Annotated in this window: 26 protein-coding genes; 7 read left to right on the forward strand and 19 right to left on the reverse strand. The window is 71.2% G+C overall.

Features of this window, described 5'->3' with window-relative positions; all coding sequences use genetic code 11:
• Position 1 precedes the first annotated feature (1 nt).
• Positions 2–604, forward strand: a complete 603-nt coding sequence (locus EHO50_RS10640) for a ClpP family protease (RefSeq protein WP_128429641.1) — start codon at positions 2–4, stop codon at positions 602–604.
• A gap of 15 nt (positions 605–619) precedes the next feature.
• On the opposite strand, the gene EHO50_RS10645 is transcribed toward EHO50_RS10640, so the two are convergent.
• From EHO50_RS10645 to EHO50_RS10655, 3 genes are all read right to left on the reverse strand, one after another.
• On the reverse strand, positions 620–1,021 hold the full coding sequence (locus EHO50_RS10645) for a helix-turn-helix domain-containing protein (protein WP_128429642.1): 402 nt from the start codon (positions 1,019–1,021) through the stop codon (positions 620–622).
• 101 nt (positions 1,022–1,122) lie between these two features.
• Positions 1,123–1,578: an ATP-binding protein gene (locus EHO50_RS10650; RefSeq protein WP_128429643.1), complete on the reverse strand. Its 456-nt coding sequence runs from the start codon at positions 1,576–1,578 to the stop codon at positions 1,123–1,125.
• A 99-nt stretch (positions 1,579–1,677) separates the two neighbouring features.
• Entirely contained in the window at positions 1,678–2,916 is a 1,239-nt protein-coding gene (locus tag EHO50_RS10655) for a DUF6777 domain-containing protein (protein ID WP_128429644.1), read from the reverse strand.
• Between the two features lie 239 nt (positions 2,917–3,155).
• Here EHO50_RS10655 and EHO50_RS10660 point away from each other — a divergent pair, with 239 nt between their 5' ends.
• On the forward strand, positions 3,156–4,442 hold the full coding sequence (locus EHO50_RS10660) for a streptophobe family protein (RefSeq protein ID WP_128429645.1): 1,287 nt from the start codon (positions 3,156–3,158) through the stop codon (positions 4,440–4,442).
• Positions 4,443–4,497: 55 nt separating this feature from the next.
• Here the strand turns inward: EHO50_RS10660 and EHO50_RS10665 are convergent, their stop codons facing one another.
• The 4 genes from EHO50_RS10665 to EHO50_RS10680 all read right to left on the reverse strand — a co-directional run bounded on the left by EHO50_RS10665 (position 4,498) and on the right by EHO50_RS10680 (position 8,940).
• The gene (locus EHO50_RS10665; RefSeq protein ID WP_128429646.1) at positions 4,498–5,508 is read right to left on the reverse strand and encodes a serine/threonine-protein kinase; all 1,011 of its coding nucleotides are present in this window, start codon (positions 5,506–5,508) and stop codon (positions 4,498–4,500) included.
• Entirely contained in the window at positions 5,498–6,043 is a 546-nt protein-coding gene (locus tag EHO50_RS10670) for an SH3 domain-containing protein (protein ID WP_128429647.1), read from the reverse strand. Before EHO50_RS10670 ends, EHO50_RS10665 begins: the two co-directional genes overlap by 11 nt.
• 12 nt (positions 6,044–6,055) lie before the next feature.
• Positions 6,056–8,401 carry an ABC transporter ATP-binding protein/permease gene (locus EHO50_RS10675; protein WP_128429648.1) on the reverse strand — a complete coding sequence of 782 codons (2,346 nt, stop codon included), beginning with the start codon at positions 8,399–8,401 and terminating at the stop codon, positions 6,056–6,058.
• 128 nt (positions 8,402–8,529) lie between these two features.
• Positions 8,530–8,940 (reverse strand): hypothetical protein, encoded by a 411-nt coding sequence (locus EHO50_RS10680; RefSeq protein WP_128429649.1) that lies wholly within the window; start codon positions 8,938–8,940, stop codon positions 8,530–8,532.
• 485 nt (positions 8,941–9,425) lie between these two features.
• Here EHO50_RS10680 and EHO50_RS10685 point away from each other — a divergent pair, with 485 nt between their 5' ends.
• Positions 9,426–9,713 (forward strand): DUF1905 domain-containing protein, encoded by a 288-nt coding sequence (locus tag EHO50_RS10685; protein ID WP_128430648.1) that lies wholly within the window; start codon positions 9,426–9,428, stop codon positions 9,711–9,713.
• Here EHO50_RS10685 and mgrA read toward each other — a convergent pair.
• Positions 9,703–10,698 (reverse strand): L-glyceraldehyde 3-phosphate reductase, encoded by a 996-nt coding sequence (mgrA, locus tag EHO50_RS10690; protein ID WP_128429650.1) that lies wholly within the window; start codon positions 10,696–10,698, stop codon positions 9,703–9,705. The two genes, EHO50_RS10685 and mgrA, sit on opposite strands and share 11 nt — an antisense overlap.
• 149 nt (positions 10,699–10,847) lie before the next feature.
• Between mgrA and EHO50_RS10695 the strand changes: the two genes are divergently transcribed.
• Together EHO50_RS10695 and EHO50_RS10700 are read left to right on the forward strand one after the other, a co-directional pair.
• Positions 10,848–11,735 carry a LysR family transcriptional regulator gene (locus EHO50_RS10695; RefSeq protein ID WP_128429651.1) on the forward strand — a complete coding sequence of 296 codons (888 nt, stop codon included), beginning with the start codon at positions 10,848–10,850 and terminating at the stop codon, positions 11,733–11,735.
• Positions 11,736–11,762: 27 nt separating this feature from the next.
• Entirely contained in the window at positions 11,763–12,272 is a 510-nt protein-coding gene (locus EHO50_RS10700) for a mycothiol transferase (RefSeq protein ID WP_128429652.1), read from the forward strand.
• Positions 12,273–12,303: 31 nt separating this feature from the next.
• On the opposite strand, the gene EHO50_RS10705 is transcribed toward EHO50_RS10700, so the two are convergent.
• From EHO50_RS10705 to EHO50_RS43960, 3 genes are all read right to left on the reverse strand, one after another.
• Positions 12,304–13,374: an adenosine deaminase gene (locus EHO50_RS10705; RefSeq protein WP_128429653.1), complete on the reverse strand. Its 1,071-nt coding sequence runs from the start codon at positions 13,372–13,374 to the stop codon at positions 12,304–12,306.
• A 114-nt stretch (positions 13,375–13,488) separates the two neighbouring features.
• Entirely contained in the window at positions 13,489–13,875 is a 387-nt protein-coding gene (locus EHO50_RS10715; protein WP_128429654.1) for a VOC family protein, read from the reverse strand.
• 237 nt (positions 13,876–14,112) lie between these two features.
• The gene (locus EHO50_RS43960) at positions 14,113–15,255 is read right to left on the reverse strand and encodes a hypothetical protein (RefSeq protein WP_164904809.1); all 1,143 of its coding nucleotides are present in this window, start codon (positions 15,253–15,255) and stop codon (positions 14,113–14,115) included.
• Between the two features lie 310 nt (positions 15,256–15,565).
• On the opposite strand from EHO50_RS43960, the gene EHO50_RS10730 reads away from it, so the two are divergent.
• Positions 15,566–16,024, forward strand: a complete 459-nt coding sequence (locus EHO50_RS10730; protein ID WP_128429655.1) for a pyridoxamine 5'-phosphate oxidase family protein — start codon at positions 15,566–15,568, stop codon at positions 16,022–16,024.
• 140 nt (positions 16,025–16,164) lie between these two features.
• Entirely contained in the window at positions 16,165–17,151 is a 987-nt protein-coding gene (gene sph / locus EHO50_RS10735; protein ID WP_128429656.1) for a sphingomyelin phosphodiesterase, read from the forward strand.
• 27 nt (positions 17,152–17,178) lie between these two features.
• Here the strand turns inward: sph and EHO50_RS10740 are convergent, their stop codons facing one another.
• The 8 genes from EHO50_RS10740 to EHO50_RS10775 form a co-directional block, all read right to left on the reverse strand.
• A complete protein-coding gene (locus tag EHO50_RS10740) occupies positions 17,179–18,084 on the reverse strand; it encodes an aldo/keto reductase (protein ID WP_164904810.1) in 906 nt (301 codons plus the stop codon).
• Between the two features lie 37 nt (positions 18,085–18,121).
• On the reverse strand, positions 18,122–18,775 hold the full coding sequence (locus EHO50_RS10745) for a chitinase (protein ID WP_425472183.1): 654 nt from the start codon (positions 18,773–18,775) through the stop codon (positions 18,122–18,124).
• 280 nt (positions 18,776–19,055) lie between these two features.
• Entirely contained in the window at positions 19,056–21,857 is a 2,802-nt protein-coding gene (locus EHO50_RS10750; protein WP_128429659.1) for a fumarate reductase/succinate dehydrogenase flavoprotein subunit, read from the reverse strand.
• 147 nt (positions 21,858–22,004) lie between these two features.
• Complete coding sequence (locus EHO50_RS10755; protein WP_128429660.1) at positions 22,005–22,799, reverse strand: ABC transporter ATP-binding protein; 795 nt, start codon at positions 22,797–22,799, stop codon at positions 22,005–22,007.
• Complete coding sequence (locus tag EHO50_RS10760) at positions 22,796–23,614, reverse strand: ABC transporter permease (protein WP_128430650.1); 819 nt, start codon at positions 23,612–23,614, stop codon at positions 22,796–22,798. The genes EHO50_RS10755 and EHO50_RS10760 overlap by 4 nt, the downstream gene beginning before the upstream one ends.
• 23 nt (positions 23,615–23,637) lie before the next feature.
• Positions 23,638–25,032, reverse strand: a complete 1,395-nt coding sequence (locus EHO50_RS10765; RefSeq protein WP_128429661.1) for an ABC transporter substrate-binding protein — start codon at positions 25,030–25,032, stop codon at positions 23,638–23,640.
• Between the two features lie 14 nt (positions 25,033–25,046).
• On the reverse strand, positions 25,047–25,274 hold the full coding sequence (locus EHO50_RS10770) for a 4Fe-4S dicluster domain-containing protein (protein WP_031480193.1): 228 nt from the start codon (positions 25,272–25,274) through the stop codon (positions 25,047–25,049).
• 51 nt (positions 25,275–25,325) lie between these two features.
• Positions 25,326–26,096 (reverse strand): GntR family transcriptional regulator, encoded by a 771-nt coding sequence (locus EHO50_RS10775; RefSeq protein WP_128429662.1) that lies wholly within the window; start codon positions 26,094–26,096, stop codon positions 25,326–25,328.
• Positions 26,097–26,123 lie beyond the last annotated feature (27 nt).

The following is a 26,123-nucleotide window of genomic DNA, read 5'->3' on the forward strand; positions in this document are numbered from 1 at the left end:
CATGGGGACCTACACGATTCCGAACGTCGTCGAGCGCACGCCGCAGGGCGAGCGGTCCTACGACGTGTTCAGCCGGCTGCTGTCGGAGCGCATCATCTTCCTCGGCACGGAGATCGACGACGGCGTCGCCAACGTCGTCATCGCGCAACTGCTCCATCTGGAGTCGGCGTCGCCGGAGAGCGAGGTCGCGATCTACATCAACTCCCCCGGCGGCTCGTTCACTTCGCTCATGGCGATCTACGACACGATGACGTACGTGCAGGCGCCGATCTCCACGTTCTGCGTGGGACAGGCGGCGTCCACGGCGGCCGTACTGCTGGCCGGAGGGGACCCGGGGCGGCGGTTCGTGCTGGAGCACGCGCGCGTGCTGCTCGGTCAGCCCGCCAGCGGGGGCAGCCGGGGCATGGTGTCCGATCTCGCCCTCCAGGCCAAGGAGATGGTCCGGATCCGCTCGCAGGTCGAAGAGGTACTGGCCCGGCACACGCACCACGACATCGCGACGCTGCGCGCGGACATGGACCGCGACAAGGTGTTCACCGCCGAGGAGGCGGTGGCGTACGGGCTGGCCGACGAGGTGGTGAGCCGACGCCTAGTGCGGGTCTGAGGCGCCGGCGCGTCCTCACGCGGCCAGGCACATCCCGTCGTACGACGAACCGGCCCTGCTGCGGCCGGCGCCCGGCACCCGGCGGCTGGTGATCCGCACGAGCTCGCCCTGCGCCCGCGACAGCAGGTCGCCGAGGCCGAGCCCCAGGGCGTGGGCGGCGGCCGCGAGGACCTCCGAGGAGGCCTCCTTGCGGCCCCGCTCCACCTCCGACAGATACGGCATGGAGATCCGGGCGGCGTCGGCCACGTCCTTGAGCGTGCGCTCCTGGGTCAGGCGCTCGCGGCGCAGGACGTCACCGACCAGGTCGCGCCACAGGGGTTCCTTGGCCTCCCCCTGCTGTGACGGAGCGGCGGCCGGGCGCGCGGCGGGCGGGCGCAGCGGAATGACGCGGGCTTCGTTCGGCGGTTGGTTGCTCACCACTTCAGACTAGATTCCCAGCACCTGGTGGGAAGGGATCGGCGTTCTGCTCTGGGGAGAATCGCCGGCCAACTCGCCCTCTCGCCGACGGAGTTCGCCCGTCACTCGTCGGTCAGCCGAAGCAGCGCCCGTACCCGCTTGCCGACCGGCACCTTTTCCACCGCGACCTCCGCCGCGAGTGCGTGCACTATCTCCAGGCCGTGGCGGCCGACCCGTTCCGGGTCCTTGGGGTAGCGGCGGGGCAGGGCGGAGCTGCTGTCGTACACGCAGACCGTCACCGCGTCGTCCGTACCCTCCAGGTCCAGGATGTACGGGCCGTTGCTGTGCCGGTCGGCGTTGGTGACCAGTTCGCTGACCACCAGGAGCACCTTGTCCTCGGCCGGCTCGCCGATCGTGGCGCACCACTCGGTCCTGAGCCGGCCCAGGAACACTGCGGCGAAGGACCGCGCCTCGGCGATGCATCCCGGTTCACCGCTGTAGTGCGCCGCCCGCCGAAGCGGTTCCACGGGCACGTCGAAACCAGCTGGAATCACTGCCCCGTCCACGTGCTCGATCATGCGTTTCTCTCTCGGAAGCCGGAACTGGCCGGACGCTGCTGCACCAGTCCTCGTACCCAGAGCGGAGCCGCGCAGTCTCCGTGCAGGTGGCGCTGTACGTCACAGCGGCGGCGACCCCGACACGCTACCGCTCCCGCTCCCCGTGGACGCCGACTGAGACGTCGCGGTCGTGTCCCCGTCCGACGGCGGCTGGGAGGTGGAAGCCGACGTCTCGGGCGACTCGGACGTCTCGGACGACTTGGATGTCTCCGGCTTCGTGGTCGTCGGCTCGCTCGTCGACGTCTCCGGACTCGTCGACGGGGAGGACGGGGCGGTCGACGTGGGCGGGCAGGGCGACACGGAGCCCGGGGGCATCTCCGTGGCGTCGTCGGGCAGCGGGACGCACTTCGAGGGGGAGCTCGTCGGCGTCGACACGCTCACCGACGGGGAGGGCCTCGCGGGCGGGTGAGTCTTCTTGTCCTTGTCGACGTCGTCGCCGCGCTGGCGGGCGATCCACTCGTCGCGCTCGACGTCGAAGATGACGAAGATGTTGACGATCGTCGTCGAGGGCGAGACCACCACGACGTTCGAGGGGCTGTACGACGGCCACGAGTCACCCGTCCGCTTGAACGAGCCCTGCTGGGCGACCGGATCGGTCAGCGGGTTGCCGCAGGCGCAGCGCACCCGGGGCACTCCGTGCTCGTCGACGAGTACCGCCGTGCCGGCCTGGAGGACGGCCTGGTAAGTGGTGGCGGCGCCGTCGCGGAAGCCGTGGTTGGTGACGCGGGTGTCCATGCGCAGCTGGACAGGGGTGAGCGAGCGCAGATAGGAGGGGACCTCGGACACGTCGACCTGGGCGACCGACGCGAACGCCCTGTTCTTCTCCGGGTCCGCCCGGAGATAGTCGATCTGCTTCTCCACGTCGCAGCTGGCCACGTTGCGGGTGCCGCCGTACAGGCCGGGTGCGCCCCCGTCGACACGCCGTACGGCGTTCGTCGACGCCGACTCGCCGGCCGGGGTCGGGGTGACGGGCGCGACTGAGTTGTTGTTCGCCGTGGACTCGGTGAACGGCGCGGGACCCTGCTTGTCCTTGCCCTCGTGGAAGACCTCACCGCTGGCCACGGGGCTGCTGTCACCCCCGCCTCGCGAGAAGACGACAGCGAGGACCACGGCTGCCACCACCACGGCGGTGAGCGCCGCGAGGCGGGGTACGGACCTCCACCAAGGCTGCTGGGGCTCGGGCCAGGGTCCTCCGGGACCGCCGTCGTCCGGGGGCTGCGAGGGTGGGCCGGAGGGGCCCGACAGGGGGCCCGAGGGCGGTCCTGTGGGGCGGCCGGAGGACGGGGGTTCGACGCTCACAAAGCCTTCTTCCCGACGCGGGATTCCTGCCAGGTTCCCTGCACGGGAGCCCTGCACGGGATTCCAGCGGCGCCTGTTCCTGCTACCTGATCCGCTTTCACTGCATAAGTACTTTTTGCTGCTTTTGTCGCCTTTCGGCGGTGATCCCATTCTGTGCCCGGGTTCCGCACCGCCCGCAAGCCGACGCGGACGGACCTCCCGGCGGGCGCGCCGCAGTGGCGCTGCTTAGCGTGGGCAGGGTGAGCGTGCTGACCCCCATTCGTCCGGCCGTGGCCAGTCATGGCTGGGTGCAGGCCCTCGCCTCGGTGCTGGCCGCGCTGGTCTCGATGGGGGTGGTCGCAGCGCTGGGGCTGTGGGCGGCCGGGGCCACGGAGCTCCCGGACAACGCCTTCCCGCGGGTCGTCGCCGCGACCGTGGTCACGGCGGTCGGCGGCACGGTCGAGCTCTCCGGGGATGCCGGTGGGCTGGCCGAGTCCGACGCCGGGCTGACCGTGATCCCGCTGTCCGTCACGCTCGTCGGAGCCCTCGTCCTGGCCGCCGGTTTCCTGCGGCCGCTGCGGCACCGGGCGGTCGCGGGCGCCTGGGAGCTGGCCGGATGGGCCGTCAGGATCGCCGTACTGTGGCTGGGCGGTCTGCTGGCGCTGGCCTACACCGCCCGGCAGACCTTCTCCCTCTCCCTCGACGACCTCGGCGAGGACGCCCTGGGTGACCTCGGTGACCTGTTCGGCATCTCACCGGAGGTCGGCTTCACCACGGACGTACCGGCGACCGTGTTCTTCGGCCTGCTGTGGCTGGCGGGCGTGCTGGTGCTGGCCCTGCTGGTCTCGCGCGGGGCTCCGCTGCCGGGGCGGCTGCTGCGCTTCCAGGAGTCGGTACGGCCGGCCGCGCACGCCATGGTGGTGCTGTTGCTCGCGTGGGTCGCGCTGGGTGTCGTCATCGGCCTGGTCGTCGCGGCGACACGCGGGCACGCGGTCGAGACGCTCGCGGTGATTCTGCTCGGGTTGCCGAACCTGGTGTGGCTCGCCCTCACGATCGGGCTCGGCGCGACCTGGAACGGCCACGTGGAGGGGCCGTTCGGACTGCCCATGCCGCATGTCCTCGACGAGGTGCTGCGCGGCCAGGACGACGCCGAGCTGAATCTGAGCACGCTCGCCGAGTACGACAGCCGGGTGTGGTGGCTCGTCGCCGTCGACTCGGCCCTGCTGCTGGCCGTCGCGTTCGTGATGGCGATGCGTTCACCCGCCCGGACGCGTCCCTGGCAGCACGCCGTCCACATGGCGGTCGCTCTCGCGCTGACGGTGCTGATGATCTGCCTCGTCGGCCGGATCTCCGCGCACTACGGCCTGTCGGTGCTCGGCATCGGCGACCTGGGCGGTGATCTGGGCGGAGAGCTGTTCCTGAGGCCCGAGATGTGGACCGCGTTCGGGCTGGCGCTGCTGTGGGGGCTGATCGCCGGGTTCCTCGGCGGGCTGCTGGCGCGGCCGGTGCGGCACAGGGGCGAGGTCACGGCACTCGGGGAAGGATGACGTCGGACATCGACGTGCATCCGGTCGAGGGAGGGCCGGCGGGGCGGACCCGCGGTCACCACCCGAAGACCGGCTCGGCCCAGCGGGGTGGTGCTTTCGGTACGTCCGCTTTCGGTACGTCCTTCGTGGGTTCCTTCGGGCGGTCTACGGCCTCGAGGTCCACCTCCGTCGGCGCGTGCTCCCTGTCACCCCCGGCCATTGCGGAGCGCAGGTCGGCGACGAAGGCGAGGCAGGAGTCGTGACGGTTCTCGGGGTTCTTGGCCAGCGCCGTGGCGAACACGGCGTCGACTGACGGGGCGAGGTCCGGGCGCGCCTCGGTCAGGGGCGGCGGCTCGTCGTACTGGTGCGCCCACAGCAGGGCCATGTCGTCGTCGCGGCAGAACGGTGGCCGGCCGGCCAGGCACTCGTAGAGCACGCAGGCGAATCCGTAGACGTCGCAGCGCGCGTCGACGGGCTTGCCCGAGATCTGCTCGGGGGCCACGTAGTCCAGCGTGCCGACGAACTGGCCGACGCTCGTGACGCCGGTCAGGGACAGCGACTTCTTCGTCAGGCCGAAGTCGGTGAGGTAGGCGTGCTCGGGGTGGTCGCTGTCGGGGCCGCGCGCGACGAGGATGTTGCCGGGTTTGACGTCCCGGTGGACCAGCCCGTGCTCGTGTGCCGCGTCCAGGGCGGAGGCCACCTGTGCGGCGATGCGCAGGGCCGTCGCGGGTGGCAACGGGCCCTGGCGGTCGAGGAGATGGCGCAGGTCGCTGCCCTCGACGTAGCGCATGGCGATGTACAGGATGCCGTCCGTCTCGCCCGCCTCGAAGACCGGCACGATGTGCGGGTGGTCGATCGCGGCGGCCGCCCGGGACTCGTGGCTGAAGCGGCGACGGAAGGTGTCGTTGCGGGCGAGTTCGGGGGCGAGGAGCTTCAGCGCGACGGTGCGGTCCAGGCGCAGGTCCCGGGCGCGGTAGACCACGGCCATGCCGCCCCGGCCGATCTCACGCTCGATGCGGTAGCCGGCGACCTGCCGGCCGATCAGCTCGGAGGGCCGGCCCGAGAAGAGGCTCGTGTCACGGGTCATCGGTCGTCACGATCTGAGTCGGGTCGTGGCCGTGATCGGCCGCGTCGCGGGGCCCTTCGTCCGTCGCGTAGGTGCTCAGCCGGTTGCCCTCCGCGTACATCCACCGCCCCCGGTCGGCGTCGTACAGCCACACGGACTCCCCGTCCACGACGACCCCGACCCGCAGGCCCCGCGTGCGGACGCGGAAGGTCTCGCCGTCCAGGTCGCCGGAGACCAGGTCCTCGACCGCTGACCGGTAACCGGTCAGCGCCCGGTCGGCCCGGGCGAGCAGCGGGCGCGGGTCGGCGGTGCCGGTGAGCGGGCCACCGTCGGCGGTGGGCGGGTCCTGGGGTACGGCGACCAGGAAGCGGCCGTCGACCCAGGCCGACCAGCCGTTGGCGCACATGATGTGCCCCCAGTCCCCGCGCCGTTCGACGAGCTGGACCGGCAGGAACGGGTCGAGGGGCACGGTGGGCCGGGCGGGGTCGGGGGCCTGCCAGGCGGGCATGCCGTGCTTGGGGACGACGTGGGTGGGCCGGAAGCCGGGGGGAGCCATCGCCTGGACCTCCTACTTCCGCATGACGACGGGTTCGTGCCGGCGCAGCAGCCGGGAGACGACGTAGCCGAAGGCCAGCGAGAGCACGACCAGCATGGCCACGTTGAGCAGCCACACACCGGCCGAGTGCTCGAACAGGGGATCGCCGGTCAGGTCGCCGGGCACGATCCGGGACAGTTCGACGGTGCCGGCCATCGCGCCGAGCGCCCAGCGCGAGGGGACCAGCCAGGACAGTTGCTCCAGACCGGGCACGCCGTCCAGCTTCAGCAGGGCGCCGCAGAAGACGACCTGGACGATGGCGAGCAGCACCAGCAGCGGCATCGTCACCTCCTCCTTGCGCACCAGCGCGGAGACGAGCAGACCGAGCATCATCGCCGTGAAAGCCAGTAGGGCCACCGCGACGGTGATTTCGACGAGGGGTGGCATCAACACGCCTTCGCCGCCAGGGGCGTTGAGGTCGACGCCGAGCAGGGCGACCAGGGTCAGCACGACCGCCTGCAGCACGGTGACCGTCCCCAGCACCACCACCTTGGACATCAGGTACGCCGATCTGGACAGGCCGACCGCCCGCTCACGCTGGTAGATCACGCGCTCCTTGACGAGTTCGCGCACGGCGTTCGCCGCGCCCGTGAGGACTCCGCCGACGCACAGGATCAGCAGCGCGTTCATCGCCGTCTCCTGGGTCAGCTTGCTCCCCGCCAGGGCGCGGGCCATCGCCCCCATCACGAACGGCAGGGCGATCATGATGGCGAGGAAGGTGCGGTCGGCGGCGAGCGCGGTGGTGTAGCGGCGGATCAGCGTGCCGAGCTGGGCGCCGCGGCTGCGCGGCCGGGGCGGCCGGGTGATGACGACCGGGCCGGTGCGGGGCTGCCGGGGCTGTCCGGTCGCGTCGGTGATGTACCTCCGGTGGAGGAGCGAGGTCCGGTAGTCGCCCGCCCAGTCCCGCTCCTGGTCGCGTTCGAAGGCCTCGAAGGCCTCCGGCCAGTGCTCGAAGCCGAAGAAGAGCAGGGCCTCCTCGGGCGGGCCGTAGTAGGCGATCCGTCCGCCGGGCGCGAGCACCAGGAGCCGGTCGCAGACGTCGAGGCTGAGCACGCTGTGGGTGACGACGATGACGGTGCGGCCGTCGTCGGCCAGGCCGCGCAGCATGTGCATCACCGAGCGGTCCATGCCGGGGTCGAGCCCGGAGGTCGGCTCGTCGAGGAACAGCAGAGACGGCTTGGTCAGCAGCTCCAGGGCGACGCTCACCCGCTTGCGCTGCCCGCCCGACAGGCTGTGCAGCGGCTGCTCGGAGCGCTGCTGCAGGCCCAGTTCGCGGATGACCTCGTCGACCCTGGCCCGGCGCTCGGCCTTGGCGGTGTCCTGCGGAAAGCGCAGTTCGGCGGCGTAGGCCAGAGCGCTGCGGACGGTGAGCTGTGCGTGCAGGATGTCGTCCTGCGGGACCAGACCGATGCGCTGGCGCAACTCGGCGTAGTCGCGGTAGAGATCGCGGCCGTCGTAGAGCACGGTGCCGTGGTCGGCGGGGCGCTGTCCGGTGAGGGCGTTGAGCAGCGTGGACTTCCCGGCGCCGCTCGGGCCGACGACCGCGAGCAGGCACTTCTCCCCCACCGGGAAGGAGACGCGGTCGAGCAGGGTCCTGCGGCCGTGATCGACGAAGACCTCGAGGTCCTGCACTTCGAGGGAGATCTCACCGGTGTCGACGTACTCCTGCAACTGGTCCCCGACCAGGCAGAACGCGGAGTGGCCGATGCCGACGACGTCACCGGGGCCGAGGGGCGCGCCGGTGACGCGACTGCCGTTGAGGTAGGTGCCGTTGTGGCTGCCCAGATCGGCGATCTCGTGGGTCCCGTCGGGGAGGGCGCGCAGCTCGGCGTGGTGGCGGGAGACGATCAGGTCGTCGATGACCAGGTCGTTGTCGGCGGCGCGGCCGATGCGGACGGTGCGGGTGGACAGCGGGCGCACGGAGGTGGGCTGCCGAAAGGTACCGGTGCGGCCGGGCATGGAGACCGCCGAGGGACGCTCCGGCGCCGCCGTCCGGCCGGGGCGGTCCAGCAGCACCGCACGGGGGCCGTCGGACGGGTTGCCGAAGCGCAGGACGGTGCCGGGGCCGACGTCCCACTCGTGGATGCGGCGGCCTTCGGTGTAGGTGCCGTTCGTGCTGTTGTCGTCCTCGAGGGTCCAGTGGTCGGCCTCGGGGCGCAGCACCGCGTGATGCCAGGAGACGCGGGCGTCGTCGATGACGATGTCGCTGAGCGGGTCGCGTCCGACGTGGTAGTCACGGCCCGGGGTCATCACGGTGGAGCCCGACTCGGTCTCCAGGACGAGTACGGGCGCAGTCGGTGCGGCCGAACGCTCCGCCATGCCAAGATTCTATCGATCTGCCCATATATGCGCCTGCCTGGATCCAGGACTTGGATCACCCGGGACTGAGAACACCCGGGACCTGGGACTGAGACCGCTCAGAACAGGGATCGCTCGGGACAGCGGGTTCACCCGACGGACACGACCAGCGCCGGGATGGTCCGCTGCATACGCAGCGCGTCCACCGACTCGGCGAGCAGTTCGTACTCGGTGGTGTCGTCGCTCACCGCGAGCCTCACCAGTCGCCCGGCCGCCAACTCATCGGCGACCAGCTCCTGTTGGCCGACGTCGCCGCACCAGGTGCGCAGTACGGCCGGTACGTCGAGCACGGTGTCGCCGACCGGGACGAGCGCGCCCGGCGGGAAGTGCTCGGCGTCGGGTTGCGGGTCTAATCGCTCGGCGATCCAGGAAGCCCGGTCACGTAACCACCACAGGGCAAGGGCCAGGGTGGGCGCCCGGTAGGTCCCCAGGGGTACACCGATGCGCCGTCCGCCGCAGACGCCGTATGCGGTGACATGGCACAGGAACTCGTCGTGCACGTAGCCTCCCCCGTGTTGCCGTGTTCGCCTCTCGGCGGACCTCGCTTTCCGTGCGGCTCGTGAGCGGTGTGTAAGGGCACCGTCGCCCCATGTGAGGCACCCTCGTAGTCGAGTATGTTCACTACTGAAACACTGTCACCACGACTTTCCGGCCAGTCTCCTGGCATATTCACAGCCGGTGTTGGCCGAAATACGGCGGGTACACGTCAACCTCGGGGGATGACCGGGCATTACCTCGGGAGTGATCGAGCTTTCCGCAGCGTGCGGGCATCGATGCGGTGCCGGTTCGCCGCGAGCGGGATCGCGCTCCTTCGAGGGCTGGAACGCCCGCGAGCCCGGTGCGCCGGCCCGGACGGTCGCCGTCGAGTGGACCCCGCAGGGCTGCTGCACGGCGTGAGCGATGAGTTCCGTGCCTCGCGGCGGTCTGAGCAGTGAAGGCCGCGAAGAGCGCCGCGAGGGAGGACACCATGACCGCGAACGGGAAGATGACCACGAGCGGGAAACTGGACGCGGAATTCACCGCCGTCCTGGTCAAGAGCACCGCCAAGGGCGGCTGGACCTATGTCGTCTGGCCGGAGTCCGTCGACTTCTTCGGTACCCGTGGACTGGTCAGGATCCGGGGGACGGTCGACGGACATCCGTTCCAGAGTTCGTTCATGGCCCTCGGAGACGGCACCCACAAGCTTCCCGTCAAGGCCGATGTGCGCAAGGCCATCGGGAAGCAGGAGGGCGACTGGGTGACCGTGCGTCTGACGGAGCGGCTCAGCCCTTGAGGATCGCGTCGATACGGTCCAGTTCCTCCGCGTCGAAGTCCAGGTTGCGGGTGGCGGCGACGCTGTCCTCGATCTGCTGCGCACTGCTCGCACCGACAAGCGCCGAGGTCACCCGGCCGCCGCGAAGAACCCAGGCCAGGGCCAGCTGGGCCAGGGTCTGGCCACGGGACTCGGCGATGTCGTTCAGTGCGCGCAGCTTGCCCAGCAGTTCCCCGGTGATCGCGTCGGCGTTCAGGAACGGACTGCCGCTCGCGGCCCGCGAGTCCTGCGGGATGCCGTCGAGGTAGCGGGAGGTCAGCTGGCCCTGCGCCAGCGGGGAGAAGACGATCGAACCGACCTGCAGCTCGTCCAGGGCGTCGAGGAGGCCCTCCTCCTCAGGGCGGCGGTTCAGCATCGAGTACGCCGGCTGGTGGATGAGGAGCGGGGTGCCCAGCTCGCCGAGGATGCGGGCGGCCTCGCGGGTCTGCTCGGCCGAGTAGTTGGAGACGCCGACGTACAGCGCCTTGCCCTGCTGCACCGCCGAGTGCAGGGCGCCCATCGTCTCCTCCAGCGGAGTGTCCGGGTCGGGGCGGTGCGAGTAGAAGATGTCGACGTAGTCCAGGCCCATCCGCTTCAGGCTCTGGTCGAGCGAGGACAGCAGGTACTTGCGCGAGCCCCACTCGCCGTACGGGCCGGGCCACATCAGATAGCCGGCCTTGGTGGAGATGATCAGCTCGTCGCGGTACGGCGCGAAGTCCGTCTTCAGCGCCTCACCGAACGCCGACTCGGCGGCCCCGGGCGGCGGGCCGTAGTTGTTGGCCAGGTCGAAGTGGGTGACGCCGAGGTCGAAAGCGCGGCGCAGGATGGCCCGCTGGTGCTCGACCGAGCGGTCCGCCGGGCCGAAGTTGTGCCACAGGCCGAGGGACAGCGCCGGGAGCTTGAGGCCGCTGCGTCCGGTGCGCCGGTAGGGCATGTCCGCGTAGCGGTCGGTGTGTGCGGTGTACAACGCGACTCCAGAGGGGTTGGCACACATGAGGACGGTTCCACAGAACCGGTGGGCGACCGGTATTCCAGTCGCCGTCCACTCTGTCGTGACCTGCGGGCAGTGGTCCAACAGGTAAATCCGATGGGATTCAGCGGCTACGCTGCTCAATCATGGAACTGCGCCATCTCCAGCACTTCGTGGCGGTCGCCGAGGACCAGCACTTCACTCGGGCGGCAGAGCGCCTGATGGTGTCCCAGTCGGGCCTGTCGGCCTCGATCCGGGCCCTGGAACGGGAGTTGCAGACCCCGCTGTTCGTGCGGACGACCCGCCGGGTGACGCTCACCCCGGCCGGGCGGGCGCTGCTGGGCGAGGCGGAGCGGATCCTGGCGCAGGTGCGGGCGGCCCATGAGGCGGTGGCCGCGGTGCAGGGCGTGCTGCGCGGGATGCTGGCGCTCGGGTCGGAGCAGTGCATCGCCGGGGTGCATGTGGCGGGGCTGCTCGCGGCCTTCCGGCGGCAGCATCCGGACGTGGAGATCTGCCTGCGCCAGGCGGGGTCGGGCGCGCTCGCGGAGGAGGTCGCGGCCGGGCGCCTGGACCTGGCCTTCGCGGTGCGCACGGCCGAGGAGGACATCGACCAGCTGCGGGTCGTACCGCTGACCAGCGAGCCGATGACCGTCCTGTGCCATCCGAGCCACCGGCTCGCCGCCGCCGGCGCCGCGGTCACTCCCGAGGAGCTGGGCGGCGAGGTCTTCGTCGACTTCCACCCGGACTGGGGGCCGCGCCGCACCACCGACGCCGCGTTCGCCGCGGCCGGCGTCCGGCGGAGCGTCGCCCTGGAGGTGAACGACGTGCACAGCCTCCTGGACCTGGTGGACGAGGACCTCGGCATCGCCGTCGTACCGCGTCACTTCCGGCACAAGCGGCGGTCCCTGACCGCGCTGCCGGTGAAGGGCGCCGGCGAGACGGTCTACGAGACGGTCGCCCTGCTGCCGCGCGCGCAGGCCACGAGCCCGGCGGCCCGGGCGCTGATGGCATTGCTGGACTCAGCGGGCGCGTGACGGACGGCTTTGCGCAATGGTGGATGCATGCATGCCAAGGACATCCTCATCGACGGGTACAACCGCATCCAGGAAGAAGTCCACGCCGCCGTCGAGGGCCTCGACCCCGACGACCTGCACGCCCGCCCCTCCTCCGACACCAACTCCATCGCCTGGCTGGTCTGGCATCTCACCCGCGTCCAGGACGACCACATCGCCGACGCCTTCGAACTCGACCAGGTGTGGCTGACGCAGGACTTCCAGAAGACCTTCGGGCTCGACCTGCCGCGCCATGACACCGGGTACGGGCATAGCGCCGCGAAGGTCGCCAAGGTGCGGGTCGACTCCGGTGACCTGCTGACCCGTTACTACGACGCCGTGCACGCCCAGACCCTCGGGGCACTGCGCGAGGTGGCCGCCAAGGATCTGGAGCGCATCGTGGACGAGCGCTGGGATCCGCCGGTCACTCTCGGCGTACGACTGGTCAGCGTCCTGTCCGACGATCTGCAGCACGTCGGACAGGCCGCCTATCTCCGCGGGCTGCTGAAGAGCTCATAGCCGCTGAGGAGCGCACAGCCCGCGAGCCGCTTCACAGCGCGGCCGCGTACCCCGGCAGGACGACGTCCTCGATGAGGGCCTTGCGCTCGTCGAACGGGATGAACGCGCTCTTGACGGCGTTCACAGTGACCGTGCGCAGGTCCTCGACCGTCCAGCCCGCCTCCTCGACCAGCAGGGACATCTCGCGCGTCATCGTCGTACCGGAGACCAGACGGTTGTCGGTGTTGAGGGTGACGCGGAAGCCGAGGTCCTTGAGCGCGGTGATCGGGTGCTCGGCGATGGAGGTGGCGGCACCGGTCTGCAGGTTGGACGTCGGGCACATCTCCAGCGCGACACGGCGGTCGCGCACCCAGCCGGCCAGGCGGCCGAGCTTGCCGTCCACTATGTCGTCGGTGATCCGCACGCCGTGACCGATGCGCTGGGCGCCGCACACCTGGAGGGCCTGGTGGATGCTGGGCAGACCGTGTGCCTCGCCGGCGTGGATGGTGAACGGGACGCTCTCGCGGCGCAGGTGCTCGAAGGCGTCGAGGTGGTCGGCGGGCGGGAAGCCGTCCTCGGCACCGGCGATGTCGAAGCCCACCACACCAGCGTCCCGGAAGGCTACGGCGAGGTCGGCGGCCTCGCGCACGCGGTCGAACATCCGCATCCCGCACAGGAGGGTGCCGACGCGGACAGGAGTGCCGGCCGCGGCCGCCTTCGCCATGCCGGCCGCCAGGCCCTCCTGGACGGTCTCGACGACCTCGGCGAGCGTGAGACCGCCGTTGGTGTTCAGCTCGGGGGCGTAACGCACCTCGCCGTACACGACACCGTCGGCGGCCAGGTCGAGGACGTACTCCTCGGCGGTGCGCAGCAGCCCCTCGCGGGTCTGCATCACGGCGAGGGTGTGCTCGAAGGTGGCGATGTAGCGGACCAGGTCGCCGGAGTTCGCGGCCTCGCAGTACCAGGCGGCGAGCTCGTCCGGGTCGGTGGTGGGCAGGGTGTGGCCGACCGTCTCCGCGAGCTCCACCACGGTGGCGGGGCGCAGGCCGCCGTCGAGGTGGTCGTGCAGGACGGCCTTGGGGAGGCGGCGGATCACTTCGGCGTCTACGCGCGTAGCAGTCATGACGGGTCTTTCCTTGAGCCTTGAGCGGGGCGGTTCGGAGCGGCGGGAGGAGTGTCGGAGGGTCTCGGCGGGTCGGGAGGAGTTTCGGAGGTTCGATACGGCGCGGGAGGAGAGTCAGCCGGCCGGCTGGAGCAGGTCCCAGCGGTTGCCGTACAGGTCCTGGAAGACGGCGACAGAGCCGTACGGCTCGTGCCGGGGCTCCTCCAGGAAGGTCACGCCCGCGGCGAGCATGCGGGCGTGGTCGCGGGCGAAGTCGTCGGTGTACAGGAAGTACCCGACGCGCCCGCCGGTCTGGTCACCGACCCGGGCGCGCTGCTGCTCACCCTTGGCCCGGGCCAGCAGCAGACCGGTGCCCTCGTCGCCGGGCTGGACGACGACCCAGCGGGAGCCGTCCGGGCGCGGGGTGTCCTCGACGAGCCGGAAGCCGAGGGCTTCGGTGTAGTGGCGGATCGCCTCGTCGTAGTCGTCGACGACGAGGGTGACCAGGGCGATGCGTCTCATCGGGGCCTTCCGGGAGGTGCGATTGACGGGAGAGGTTATACGTAAAACGTCGTGGACGCCAGTCGGTGAACGAACGGTCATGCCCGGGGATGCGCCCCAGGCATGACCGGGGCGGCAAGCGCCGGTCGGAACTCCAATTGGGCATCGGACAGCCCATGGCGACACATCACCGGACCAGGGCGATGCATCACCGGACCGAGACGCATCTCCGGGCCATGGCCCGCCCCGGTTCCACGGTCAGGGGATGGGCGTCGCGTCGATGACGACGGCGCCGTTTCCGCCGACGTTTCCGGCCACACCGTCGTCCCCGGCGCTACCGGCCGACCCGCCGGCCGCGGAAGCACCGCCGCCGGTGGCGCCTGCTCCACCCGCGCCGCCCGCTCCACCCATGCCGCCATCGCCGCCGCTGCCGCCTGCGCCGAAGGTGAACCCGTCGACGGTGACGCCGGCGCCACCGGCCCCGCCGCTGCCACCGGAGCCTCCGGTGCCGCCACTGCCACCGGCCCCACCCGTACCGCTGTGTTGGCTTGCGCCACTGCCGCCTGCCGTACCGGAGCCGCCCGCGGCGCCGGCGTTGCCGTCATCGCCGTTCAGCGCGGCGATGGGGACACCCAGACACCGTGATACCCGACCGCCGGTACCGCCGGATCCGGTGATGGCGCCGCCGGCACCACCGCCGCCGCCCAGCCCTCCGGCCCCGCCGAGCCCTCCGACAGCGCCACCGCCACCGCCCCGGCCGCCCGTGGGGGCCCTGGTGCCTGCGGCCCCGCCGGAGGCGGACGCGAGATCCACCGCCGCGGTGAGGCCCACCGAGCTCTCCTGACCGGCTCCACCGAGGGAGCCGGAGCTGCCCGCGCTCCCGGGACCGCCGCCGAAGGGGCCGCCTCCGCTGCCGCCCGGGCCGCCGTTTGCGCCGGTCCCCGCGCCGCCGGCACTGCCACCCGCTCCCACCACGACGGTCAGGGTCACGCCGCCGGTCAGTACCTCGGTGCACTCCACGAAGCTGCCGGAGCCGCCGCCACCGCCGGCGGCACCTCCCCCTCCGCCACCGCCTCCACCACCGCCGCCTCCGCCCAGCGCGAGCAGGGCGTTGCCGCCGCCCCCACCGCCACCACCACCGCCGCCACCGGCTCCGCCACTCCCGCCGGCCCCGGCTCCCCAGACCCTGAAGGTCACGATTTTCAGGTCAGTGGGACCACCGGGGAGGGTGAAGGTGAACACGCCGGGATTCGTGAAGCTCGTCTGCTGGTCCGGCTGCGCGGACGCGCTGTCGGCGCCCACCATCGGCGGGAGCAGTCCGCCCACCAGCACTGCCGCGCCTACGCCGACCCGTCTTCTCAGGCTCGCCCGCCTCTGCCGGTTCATCGATGCCCACACCATGTTGTGCCTCCTCCAACTCGTACGCGTCATGCACGAGTACGCACGTGACGGGCGTCGGCGGCTTTCCCCGAACCGACGCCATGGGAATGCCTGCCCGGCCGAGACATGACGCCCGTGCCGCACAAGAGGGGCGGAAAGGGGCAAAAGAAGCAGTGGGATTCAGCCACTGGAGCACGGGTGGGGCACCTGAGGGTCGCGAGGCAGAAGGGAGTTGACGACAGGACCGAGAGCGGCCTAGGACACAAGCCCGAGCCGAGGCGGGACCCGAGTCCGATCTGCACGGCTCCCCTCCCCCGCTACCGTCCCGGCCATGAAGATCACCGAACCGCCCCGCAGTCCCGCGCGACGCAAGCGCGACCTCCTGGCCCGGCTGGAGAGCGAGTGGGACATCTGGGTGGCCTCGACGGGCGCCGAAGGGCTGCCGTGCCTGGTCCCCCTCTGGTTCGTGTGGCACGGCGAGGCCCTGTGGCTCTCGACCCGGCCGACCACCCCCACCGGCCGGAATCTGCGGGACCGCCGACGGGCCCGGCTGGCGTTGGGCGACACCCAGGATGTCGTGATCGTCGACGGCGACGCGGAGATGTACGGCGCCGACGAGGTGCCGGGATCGGCCGCCGAGGCATTCCTGACCAAGACGGGCTGGGACCCTCGGGCGGACAGCGCACCGTACGTCTATTTCCGGGTGCGTCCGCGCGCGGTGCAGGTGCGGAACGGGGAGCACGAGATGACGGGTCGGCACCTCATGCGTAACGGCGTATGGCTCGTCTGAGTCCGGCTCGTTCAGCTCGTTCGGCTCCCCTGCCGTACCACCGCCCGACATTCTTTCTGCGCACGGGAGTTACCTGGGAGTAATCCCCGGTGGTTTGATGTGCGGCGCCACTCAGGCCCCTTCACCCTCAGGGAGATCCAGTGACGCCCTTCGTCTCGCGCCGCACCCCGGGCGCAGCCGTCCTCACCCTCGCGCTCGCCACCACCGGGCTCGCGGGCGCCGCACCCACCGCGACGGCCGCCGAACAGGCTCCGCCGCTGCGGGTGCTGTCGTACAACGTCTTCCTGTTCAGCAAGACCCTGTACCCGAACTGGGGCCAGGACCACCGTGCCGTGGAGATCGCCAAGGCGTCCTTCTTCCGCGGGAACGATGTCGTGGTGGTGCAGGAGGCCTTCGACAACTCCTCGTCCGACGCGCTGAAGTCCGCGGTGGCAGGCGAGTATCCGTACCAGACGCCGGTGGTGGGGCGGAGCAAGGACGGCTGGGACGCGACGGGCGGGGCGTACTCGGCGACGACGCCCGAGGACGGCGGGGTCACGATCCTGAGCAAGTGGCCGGTGCTGCGCAAGGAGCAGTACGTGTTCAAGGACGCGTGCGGGGCGGACTGGTGGTCCAACAAGGGCTTCGCGTACGTGGTGCTGAATGTGAACGGCACGAAGGTGCACGTCGTCGGCACGCACGCGCAGTCGACCGACGCGGGCTGTGACGCCGGTGAGGCGGCCGCGATGCGCAGCCGGCAGTTCAAGGCGATCGACGCGTTCCTGGACGCCAAGAGCATCCCCTCGGGTGAACAGGTCCTGGTCGCCGGGGACTTGAACGTCGACTCGCGCACCGCCGAGTACGCCTCGATGCTCGCCGACGGCGGTCTGGTCGGGGCCGACGCGCGCACCGGGCACCCGTACTCCTTCGACACGCGGGACAACTCCATCGCCCGCGACCGCTACCCCGACGACCCCCGCGAGGACCTGGACTACGTCCTGCACCGGGCGGGTCACGCCCGTCCCCCGGTCTGGAAGAACGAGGTCGTCAAGGAGCAGAGCGCGCCCTGGACGGTGTCGAGCTGGGGGACGGACTACACGTACACGAACCTCTCCGACCACTATCCGGTGACCGGGTACACGGGCTGACCGAGGCCGACGATGCGATGGTCCGGCTCAACCGGCTTGTTCTCGCGCCGCGTTGAGCCGCGCCAGCTCGTCGGCGGTCAGGCGCAGGGCGCCCGCGGCGACGTTCTCGGCCAGGTGGTCGGGGTTGCCGGTGCCGGGGATGGCGAGGACGTGCGGGCCCTGGTGCAGGGTCCAGGCGATGCGCACCTGGGCGGGGCTGACGCCGTGCGCCCGGGCGACGGCGAGGACCTCGTCGTCGTGGGCTGTCGTGCCGCCTTCCGCGCCGGCCTTGCCGGCCACGGCATAGAACGGTACGAAGGCGATGCCCTGCTCACCGCAGATGCGCAGGACTTCGTCGTCGACGGGATCGAGGCGGTCGACGGCGTACTGGTTCTGGACGGACACGACGGGTGCGATGGCCTGGGCCTCGGCGAGGTGGCGGGGCTCGACGCCGGAGATGCCCAGGTGGCGGATCAGGCCGGCCTCCCGCAGCTCGGCCAGCGCGCCGAAGTGCTCGGCGATGGAGTCCTGCCGCATACGGCGCAGGTATACGACGTCCAGGTGGTCGCGGCCGAGCTGGCGCAGGTTCTCCTCTACGTGGCCGCGCAGTTGGTCGGGGCGGGCCGAAGTGCCCCACTCGCCGGAGTAGTCGCGGTAGGGGCCGACCTTCGTGGCGATGACCAGGTCGTCGGGGTACGGCGCCAGCGCGGTGTTGATGAGTTCGTTGGCCGAGCGGAGCGCGGAGAAGTAGAAGGCGGCGGTGTCGATGTGGGTGACGCCGAGCTCAACCGCCTTGTGCAGAACGGCGATCGAGCGCTGCCGGTCGCTCGGCGTGCCGAAGTGGAAGGCGGCGCTGCCCGTCAGCCGCATCGCGCCGAAGCCGACGCGGCTCACGGACAGGTCGCCCAGTTTCCAGGTGCCCGCGGCGTCCGCGGTGATCGTTTCGGAGGTCATCGGCGGAGTCTCGCACACGCCTCGGACACCGGGGGCGTCAGCAATACAGGTTGCCGCCCGGAGAGACGCCGAGGATCTGTGTGAAGCGCTGGTAGGCGTTGACGCGGCTCTGCACCTGCGCCGGGTTCTTGCCGTCGCACTCCAGGGAGCCGTTGATGGAGCGGATGGTCTGGCCGAAGCCGGCCTGGTTGACCATGGCGTTGTGGGGGGTCATGGTGCCGGGGCCGTTCTGGGTGTTCCAGTACCACAGGCCGGTCTTCCAGGCGACGGCCGCCTCGTTCTGCACCCGCCAGGGGTTGCCCAGCAGGTCGATGCCGAGGGCGTCGCCCGCCGCCTTGTAGTTGAAGTTCCAGCTGAGCTGGATGGGGCCGCGTCCGTAGTAGGCGGCCTGGCCCGCGGGGCAGCCGTACGGCTGGCTCCAGTCGCAGTAGTGCGGGTAGTTGGCCTGGTTCTGCTCGACGATGTGGACCAGGCCGCCGGTCTCGTGGTTGACGTTGGCGAGGAAGGCGGCCGCCTCCTGCTTCTTCACCGTGTCGCTGCCGGTGTTGGCGAAGCCGGGGTAGGCGCTGAGGGCGGCGGTGAGACCGCTGTACGTGTAGAACGAATTCCGGTTCGGGAACATCTGGTTGAACTGCGACTCGCTCACGACGAAGCCGGCGGCGGAGGCGCTCGGGGCCTGCTGGAACAGCAGCGCGGCGCTTGCGAGGGCGAGTGAGGACAGCAGTGCGGCTATGCGGCGCCTCGACACGGGATCAACTCCTTTGCGGAGCACGGCCGCACCCGGACAAGGGCAGGGCGAAGCAGAGCCTTGCGCGCACGCGCCGACGAGGTCGGCCACGGCGTGGGGGCGGCCGTGGTGGGGGGGTGTGGAGACACACTCAACCGCTTTGGTCTGTACCAGTCAATGGTCCGGACCAATCAACTCGCAAAGTTGGCCGAGAGACGGCCGAGAGAGTTGACGAGGCGCCGGATCACCGCCCCGCTCGGCCCGCGTACGCGCGGACATCGGCGTCGGGGTCGTCCACTGCGGTGGCCAGTGCCGTACGGGCGTCGTCGTGCGCGGTGTGGCGCAACAGAGCGAGTACGGCTGCCTTGCGCACGTCGGCGTCGGTGTCCCGCAGCAGTTCGGCGAGGGCGGGCACGCCGTGGTCCGGTGCCGCCCCGCCGAGGGCGGTCGCGACGCCCGCGCGGACCTGCCAGGCCGGGTCGGTGAGCGCCGCCGTGACGGTGGTGAGGAGGGCGTCAGGGACGCCTAGGACACCCAGGGATTCCAGGGCCGCGGCACGCACCAGGACGTCGGGATCACCGGTCAGACGGTGCAGGGCGATCGCCGTGCCTTCGTCCGCCTCGACCAAACGGTCCCGTTCGATGTGCGCGGCCAGGGCGGCGAACCCGCGCGCCACGGCGACCCGTACTTCGCGCGCCGCGTCCCCCGCTCCTTCGCAGAGGGCGTCGACGGCGTCCACCGAGACCAGGGCGCGTACGGCGGCCAGGCGCACTTCGACGTCCGGGTCGGCCAGGTGCCCGGCGAACAGTGCGGCGTCCCCGAGGCGCAAGGCTCGCAGCACGTCCAGGGCCGCGCTGCGGGCCGTCGGGTCCGCCGCCGTCACGGCGGATACCAGCGGGGCGCGCAACTCCGGCTCCGCCGTGAGGACTTCGGCCAGCTCGCGCAACGAGGCTGCGGCTGCGGCCCGCACCTGTCCGTCGCCGTCGGTCAGGGCGGAGGCCAGTGCGGGGCCCGTTCCGGGCGGGGCCGTCTCGGTCAGTGCCTTCACGGCAGCGAGACGTACGGCGGCGTCCGGGTCCTTCAGGTACGGCTCCAGGGCCTGGAGGTCGGGTTCTTCCTCGGTGAGCACGACGAGTTCGACAAGTCGTTCCCTGGTGGATTCCGAGGCTCCGTGCGCCGAACCAGTGGACTCGGCCGCGCTGCCCGCCTCCACACCGCCGGGCTCCGCACCGGCCGGTTCCGTGGTGGCCGCCGGCGGTGCCTCCCGGCGCCCGGCCGTGGCCGTCGGCAGCGGATGCACCTCGCCCAGGTGGCGGGCGGGGCCGCCGGTGGGGGTGAACTCGGGTACGGGGACGAGGTAGGGGTCGACGGGGCGCGCCGTGAACTCCATCGCCCCGGTCGGGCCCTTGCGCAGGTCGAGGTGGTGCAGCCAGGCCGTGTCGTCCCGCTGGGGGTGGTCGAGGCGCTCGTGGTAGAGGCCCCAGCGGGACTCGGTGCGGGCGAGGGACGACCGGGCCGCCATCTCCGCGCAGTCGCGAATGAACGTGACCTCGGCGCACCGCATCAGTTCGTGCGCGGTCCGCGCCCCCATGCCCGCGATCTCGTCCCGCATCCGCTCGAAGTGTTCCAGGGCCAGGGAGAGCCGGGCGCCGCTCTTGGGCGGGGCGACGTAGTCGTTGACGAAGCGGCGCAGCTTGTACTCGACCTGGGGCTGCGTGGGGCCGTCGGGGTTGCGCAACGGCCGGTAGATCAGCTCGTGCGCCTCGGCGAGTTGGTCGCGCGGCAACTCGCCCTCGTACGCCCGGTACTGCGCCGCGTCCTCGCCGGCCAGGTCGCCGAAGACGAACGCCCCGATCATGTAGTTGTGCGGCACGCAGGCCAGGTCGCCGGCGGCGTACAGGCCCGGCACGGTCGTGCGGGCGTGGTCGTCGACCCGTACCCCCGACGCGGAGTGCCCGCCGCACAGGCCGATCTCGGAGATGTGCATCTCCACGTCGTGGGTGCGGTAGTCGTGGCCGCGACCGGAGTGGAAGGTGCCACGGGTGGGGCGCTCGGTGGAGTGCAGGATGGACTCCAGGGCAGAGAGGGACTCCTCGGGCAGATGGCTGAGCTTGAGGTAGACCGGGCCGCGGTCGGAGGCGACCTCGGCGGCGAACTCCGCCATCATCTGCCCGGACCAGTAGTCGGAGTCGACGAACCGCTGCCCGTGCCGGTTGACCTGGTAGCCGCCGAACGGATTGGCGACGTAGGCGCAGGCCGGGCCGTTGTAGTCCTTGATGAGCGGGTTGATCTGGAAGCACTCGATGCCGGTGAGTTCGGCACCCGCGTGGTACGCCATCGCGTAGCCGTCGCCCGCGTTGGTGGGGTTCTCGTACGTTCCGTACAGATAACCGCTCGCGGGGAGCCCCAGTCGGCCGCAGGCACCGGTCGCCAGGATCACTGCGCCCGCGCGAACGGCGACGAAGGCCCCAGTGCGGGTGTGGAAGGCGGCGGCGCCGACCGCCCTGCCGCCCGCGGTCAGGACCCGCACCGGCATCAGACGGTTCTCGATGCGGATCCGCTCGCGCATCTCCCGCCTGCGCAACTGCCGGTAGAGGACCTTCTTGACGTCCTTGCCCTCGGGCATCGGCAGCACGTACGAGCCCGAGCGGTGCACCTGGCGGACCGCGTACTCGCCGTGCTCGTCCTTCTCGAACTTCACCCCGTACGACTCCAGGCGCTGCACCATGCCGAAGCCCCGGACGGCCGTCTGACGAACCGTCGACTGGTCGACGATGCCGTCGTTGGCGCGGGTGATCTCGGCGACGTAGTCGTCGGGCTCGGCGCGGCCGGGGATGACGGCGTTGTTGACACCGTCCATGCCCATGGCGAGCGCCCCGGAGTGCCGTACGTGGGCCTTCTCCAGCAGCAGCACGGAGGCACCGCGCTCGGCGGCGGTCAGCGCCGCCATGGTGCCGGCGGTGCCGCCGCCGATCACCAGGACGTCGCAGCTCAGCTCCTCGGCCGAGTCGGGGTCGGGGATCTCCGTCAGGAGCGCGGGGGTCATGGCGGGGGTGCCTTTCAGGGCGGGCGGGGGCGGCCGAGGGGGGCTTCCAGGGTGTAGGGAGCCGGAGGGCCTCAGGGCGTAGAGGCCGGAGGACTCTCAGGGCGTAGGGCCCGGAGGACTCTCAGGACGTACAGGCCTGGAGCACCCTCAGGACGTACGGGGGCCGAGGGATTCGAGGATGTCGTGGCGCAGGGCGACGGTCGCGGGGTCGGCTCGGGCGTCGCGTTCGCGGGGGCGCGGCACCGTTCGGATACCGGTGAGGGCGCCCGCGCCGAGCAGGGCGACCCGGTCGCCGAGGAACAGTGCCTCGTCCACGTCGTGGGTGACGAAGACGACGGTGGCGCCGGTCCCGCGCAACACCTCCACCAGCAACTGCTGCATGCCGGCCCGGGTCTGGGCGTCCAGGGCGCCGAACGGCTCGTCCATCAGGACGGCCCGGGGCTGCCCGGCGAGGGCGCGGGCGAGCTGGACCCGCTGTCGCTGACCTCCGGAGAGGCGGTGCGGCAACTGGCGCTCCAGTCCGGCCAGTCCGACCCGTTCCAGCCACTGCTCGGCCGTGGCCCTGCGCTCGGCGCGGCCCAGTCCCCTGATGGCCAGCGGCAGTTCGACGTTGGCGCGGGCCGTGCGCCACGGCAGCAGCGCGTCCTCCTGGAAGACCAGCGCCCGGTCCGCGCCGGGGCCCGTGAGGGGCCGCCCGTCCTGGGTGACCTGTCCGGCGAGCGCGGGCAGCAGCCCGGCCAGTGTCCGCAGCAGGGTCGACTTCCCGCACCCGGAGGGGCCGACGACGGTCAGGATCTCGCCGGGGGCGGCTTCGAGATCCACCCCGTGCAGTACGGCGGCACCGGGCCGTCCGAGTTCCGCGTCGGTGAGGCCGATCCGTGCACCGGGCGTGGGCAGGTCGGTCCGCGAGGCGGTGGTGGAGATGTCCGTTTCGGTGCTCATGACGTGGCACTCCCCTCGCGCCGCGGCAGCCAGTGCGTCAGCCGGCGGCCCAGGAGCTCCACCACGGTGGAGGTGAGCCAGCCCAGCAGGCCGATGCTGACGATTCCGGTGAAGACGCCCGCATAGTCGATGACGGTGTAGTCCTGCCACGTGCGGTAGCCGATCCCGTACTCGCCGGAGATCATCTCCGCGGAGATCACACAGATCCACGAGACGCCGATTCCGACCGACAGCCCGCCGAAGATCCCGGGCAGCGCGCCGGGCAGCACCACGGAGGCGAGCACCCGCCACCGTCCGCCGCCCATGGTGAGCACCGCCTCCTCCCACACCGGCGCCAGTGCGCGCACCGCGTGCCGGGTGGCGACCAGGACCGGGAAAAAGGCGGCGGTGAAGGTGATGAAGACGATGCCCTGCTCGTTGCTGGGGAAGAGCAGGATCGCCACCGGCACCAGCGCGATGGCCGGGACGGGCCGCAGCACCTCCAGCACCGGCCCGATCAGATCGGCGGCCCAGCGGGAGCGGCCGACAGCCACGCCCGCCGCGACGCCGAGCACCGCGGCGAGCAGGAAGCCGGTGACGATCCTGCGCAGACTGTCGGTCACGTCCTGCCAGTACGCGCCGTCACCGAGTCGCTGCCCGAACTCCCGGGCCACGTCGGCGACGGACGGGAACTGGTCGAAACGCAGCCACAGTTGGATGTCGAGCGTGGTGAGCAGCTGCCACAGCCCGAGCGCCGCGAGCAGCGACAGGGCGCGCACGACGGGCCGGAGGCGGGCCGTGCGCCGAGCGGGTGCCGGCCCCGCGGGCGCCTCCATGGCCGCCGGGGCGGTCACCGTGGTCATGACGCGTGCTCCAGTGACTTCTGCTCCCGTGACGCCGCCTGCTCAAGTGCGGTGGCGTAGGAGACGGTACGGGCGCCGGGGTGCGCCTGGGCGTACGCGCGGGCGGCGGAGGCGGTGACGAAGGGCTTCAGCTCCTCGCCGTCCCGCACCCAGACGGCCCGGTCCGCGAACCAGCGGGTGCCGGTGGTGGCGTCCGGTACGTATGCGGCCCGTACCTGGTCCTTGTGCCCGGCGACGAACTTCAGCAGCGCGGTGGGCGAGTCGAAGGGGCGGGTGCTGTCCTCACCGGTGAGCCACACCTCGCTGCGCGAAGTCCCGGGGGTGGCGGCGAGCCGCTCGGCGTACTCCTTCCCGTACACGCGCTTGACCGGGCCGTCGTCGACGAACGCGTCCACGTCGACGTCGTCGACGAGTTTCGCCGTGCGCAGCACCGAGACGTCCTTCTGCAGCGCGGAGACGAGCTGTGGCTTGAGGGCCGGGTCGAAGGTGGCGATGCCACCGCTGCCGTTGTAGAGGTAGACGACCTCCGGGGGCAGTCCGGTGGCCTCGGCGACCTTCTCGGCGGCCTGCACAGGGTGGTCGTTCAGGTACCGCGTCGCCTCGATCTGCGCGGTGAGGAAGGCGTCGAGCGCCTTCGGCCGCTGCTCGGCGAAGTCCTCGCGGACCGTCACTCCGTGGAAGGTGGGCAGGTTCAGTTCCGCACCGTCGTACAGGGCCTTCGCCTTGTCCTGGAAGACGAGTAGCCCGGGCCAGGCGACGAACTGCGACAGGGCGTCCGCGCTGCCCGCCTGGAGGGCCGAAGCGCCCACCGCCGGCTGCTGGTTGAGCTTGACGATGTCCTTCTCCGGGTCGAGCCCGGCGCGCTGCAGCGCCCGTACGAGAGTCCCGTCGGCCGCGGATCCGACGCTGGTGGACACCTTCTTGCCCCGCAGGTCCTGCAGCGAGCCGAGCTTCGACTGCGGCGCCGTCACCACGGTGTTGAGGGCGCCGCGCAGGTTGTAGCCGGTGACCGACACGAGCCGGGTGGGACGGTTCAGCTGCTTGCCGCGGGCGGCGTTGATGAGCAGCGGGAAGTCACCCATCGACCCGATGTCGATCTTCCCCGCGGTCATCTGCGCCGTGATGGGCGCGCCCGTGGCGTAGTCCTGCCACTCGACCTTGTAGGAGATGCCGTCCCGCTTGCCCTGTGCGGCGAGTGCGCGCTCGAAGTAGCCGAGGGAGCGCAGCAGGGTGCCCGCGGTGACGGTGTTGATGGTCTTGGACTGGTAGCCGACGGTGACGGTGACGTGGGTGTCGTCGCCGGCCGAGGCGTCGCCGCCGCAGCCGGTGACGAGTGTGCTGACCAGGGCGGCCGCGAGCAGGACGGCAGGAGTGGGGCGTGTGCGTTTCATCGGGAGTGGGCCTTTCACCGCAGCAGGTAGGGCATGTTGACCGTGACGGCGCCGGTGGGGCAGCGGGCGGCGCAGGGGCCGCAGTACCAGCACTCGTCGACGTGCATGTACGCCTTGCCGCTGTCGGGGTTGATCGCCAGGGAGTCCAGCGGACACATGTCGACACAGAGCGTGCAGCCGTCGATGCACTTCGACTCGTCGACGGTCACGGGCACGTCGGCCCGCTGGGGCACCAAGGGCATGGCTGTCTCCAGTGAGGTACTGAGAGGGGTGAGATGACGCCTATCGGGCGTTCAGACGGAGCGGCGCAGCAGCCCGCTCATCGCGATGCGGTCCCCGCGGAACCGGATGAACTCCAGATCCACGGGCCTGCCGTCACACAGGTGGGTGAGGCGCTCCAGCATCAGTACGGCGGTACCGCGCGGTGCCTGGAGCACGGTGGCGGAGTGCGCGTCGGCGTTGACGGCCTCCAGCGTGATCTCCGCGTGCCCGAGCGCCTGCCCGGTGATCTGCTCCAGCAACCGGAAGACGTCGGTGTTCTCCAGGTCGGCGCCGATCAGCTCGCCGCCGATGTCCAGGGGCAGGTAGGTGAGGTCGAGGGAGAGCGGCAGTCCGTTCAGCTTGCGCAGCCGCTCGATGTAGAGCACGTCGGTGCCGGTGGGCAGCCGCAGCCGCTCGGCCACGGGTGCGGGCGCGGCGACGGGCCCCATGGTGCGTACCTCGTTGGTGACCCGACCGTGTTCTCGCAGGGTCTCCGCGAGTCCCATCAGCCGGTCGAGGCCGTGCGAGTACTTCTCGGCGACGACGACGGTGCCGACGCCGGGCAGCCGTTCCACGAGCTGCTCGGCACGCAGCAGGTCCAGTGCGTGCCGGACGGTGTTGCGTGACACCTGGTAGTCGGCGGCGAGGACGTCCTCGTGGGGCAGCGCGCCGCCGGGAAATCCCCCGGTCAGGACCAGGTGCCGCAGCAGGTCCGCGAGCTGCCGCGCCCGGTCCGCACGCAGCCGTCGGCGGCGGGCGGCGGCGAGCGGCGCGGTGTGCTCGCGGGTTCGTTCGGCTGGCATGCGGTGACCATACCCACGGCTTCCGGT

The organism is Streptomyces cyaneus (genome assembly GCF_004028635.1).
GTDB classification, from domain to species: domain Bacteria; phylum Actinomycetota; class Actinomycetes; order Streptomycetales; family Streptomycetaceae; genus Streptomyces; species Streptomyces cyaneus.

Coding starts and splice junctions, on each gene's coding strand:
- EHO50_RS10765 (WP_128429661.1), bottom strand. CDS start 25,032: ATGAAACGCACACGCCCCACTCCTGCCGTCCTGCTCGCGGCCGCCCTG.
- EHO50_RS10665 (WP_128429646.1), bottom strand. CDS start 5,508: ATGACCCGTGACACGAGCCTCTTCTCGGGCCGGCCCTCCGAGCTGATC.
- EHO50_RS10640 (WP_128429641.1), top strand. CDS start 2: ATGGGGACCTACACGATTCCGAACGTCGTCGAGCGCACGCCGCAGGGC.
- EHO50_RS10700 (WP_128429652.1), top strand. CDS start 11,763: ATGCATGCCAAGGACATCCTCATCGACGGGTACAACCGCATCCAGGAA.
- EHO50_RS10770 (WP_031480193.1), bottom strand. CDS start 25,274: ATGCCCTTGGTGCCCCAGCGGGCCGACGTGCCCGTGACCGTCGACGAG.
- EHO50_RS10750 (WP_128429659.1), bottom strand. CDS start 21,857: ATGACCCCCGCGCTCCTGACGGAGATCCCCGACCCCGACTCGGCCGAG.
- EHO50_RS10755 (WP_128429660.1), bottom strand. CDS start 22,799: ATGAGCACCGAAACGGACATCTCCACCACCGCCTCGCGGACCGACCTG.
- EHO50_RS10740 (WP_164904810.1), bottom strand. CDS start 18,084: ATGACCTCCGAAACGATCACCGCGGACGCCGCGGGCACCTGGAAACTG.
- EHO50_RS10670 (WP_128429647.1), bottom strand. CDS start 6,043: ATGGCTCCCCCCGGCTTCCGGCCCACCCACGTCGTCCCCAAGCACGGC.
- EHO50_RS10695 (WP_128429651.1), top strand. CDS start 10,848: ATGGAACTGCGCCATCTCCAGCACTTCGTGGCGGTCGCCGAGGACCAG.
- EHO50_RS10675 (WP_128429648.1), bottom strand. CDS start 8,401: ATGGCGGAGCGTTCGGCCGCACCGACTGCGCCCGTACTCGTCCTGGAG.
- EHO50_RS43960 (WP_164904809.1), bottom strand. CDS start 15,255: ATGGTGTGGGCATCGATGAACCGGCAGAGGCGGGCGAGCCTGAGAAGA.
- EHO50_RS10685 (WP_128430648.1), top strand. CDS start 9,426: ATGACCACGAGCGGGAAACTGGACGCGGAATTCACCGCCGTCCTGGTC.
- EHO50_RS10730 (WP_128429655.1), top strand. CDS start 15,566: ATGAAGATCACCGAACCGCCCCGCAGTCCCGCGCGACGCAAGCGCGAC.
- EHO50_RS10705 (WP_128429653.1), bottom strand. CDS start 13,374: ATGACTGCTACGCGCGTAGACGCCGAAGTGATCCGCCGCCTCCCCAAG.
- EHO50_RS10715 (WP_128429654.1), bottom strand. CDS start 13,875: ATGAGACGCATCGCCCTGGTCACCCTCGTCGTCGACGACTACGACGAG.
- EHO50_RS10760 (WP_128430650.1), bottom strand. CDS start 23,614: ATGGAGGCGCCCGCGGGGCCGGCACCCGCTCGGCGCACGGCCCGCCTC.
- EHO50_RS10650 (WP_128429643.1), bottom strand. CDS start 1,578: ATGATCGAGCACGTGGACGGGGCAGTGATTCCAGCTGGTTTCGACGTG.
- EHO50_RS10775 (WP_128429662.1), bottom strand. CDS start 26,096: ATGCCAGCCGAACGAACCCGCGAGCACACCGCGCCGCTCGCCGCCGCC.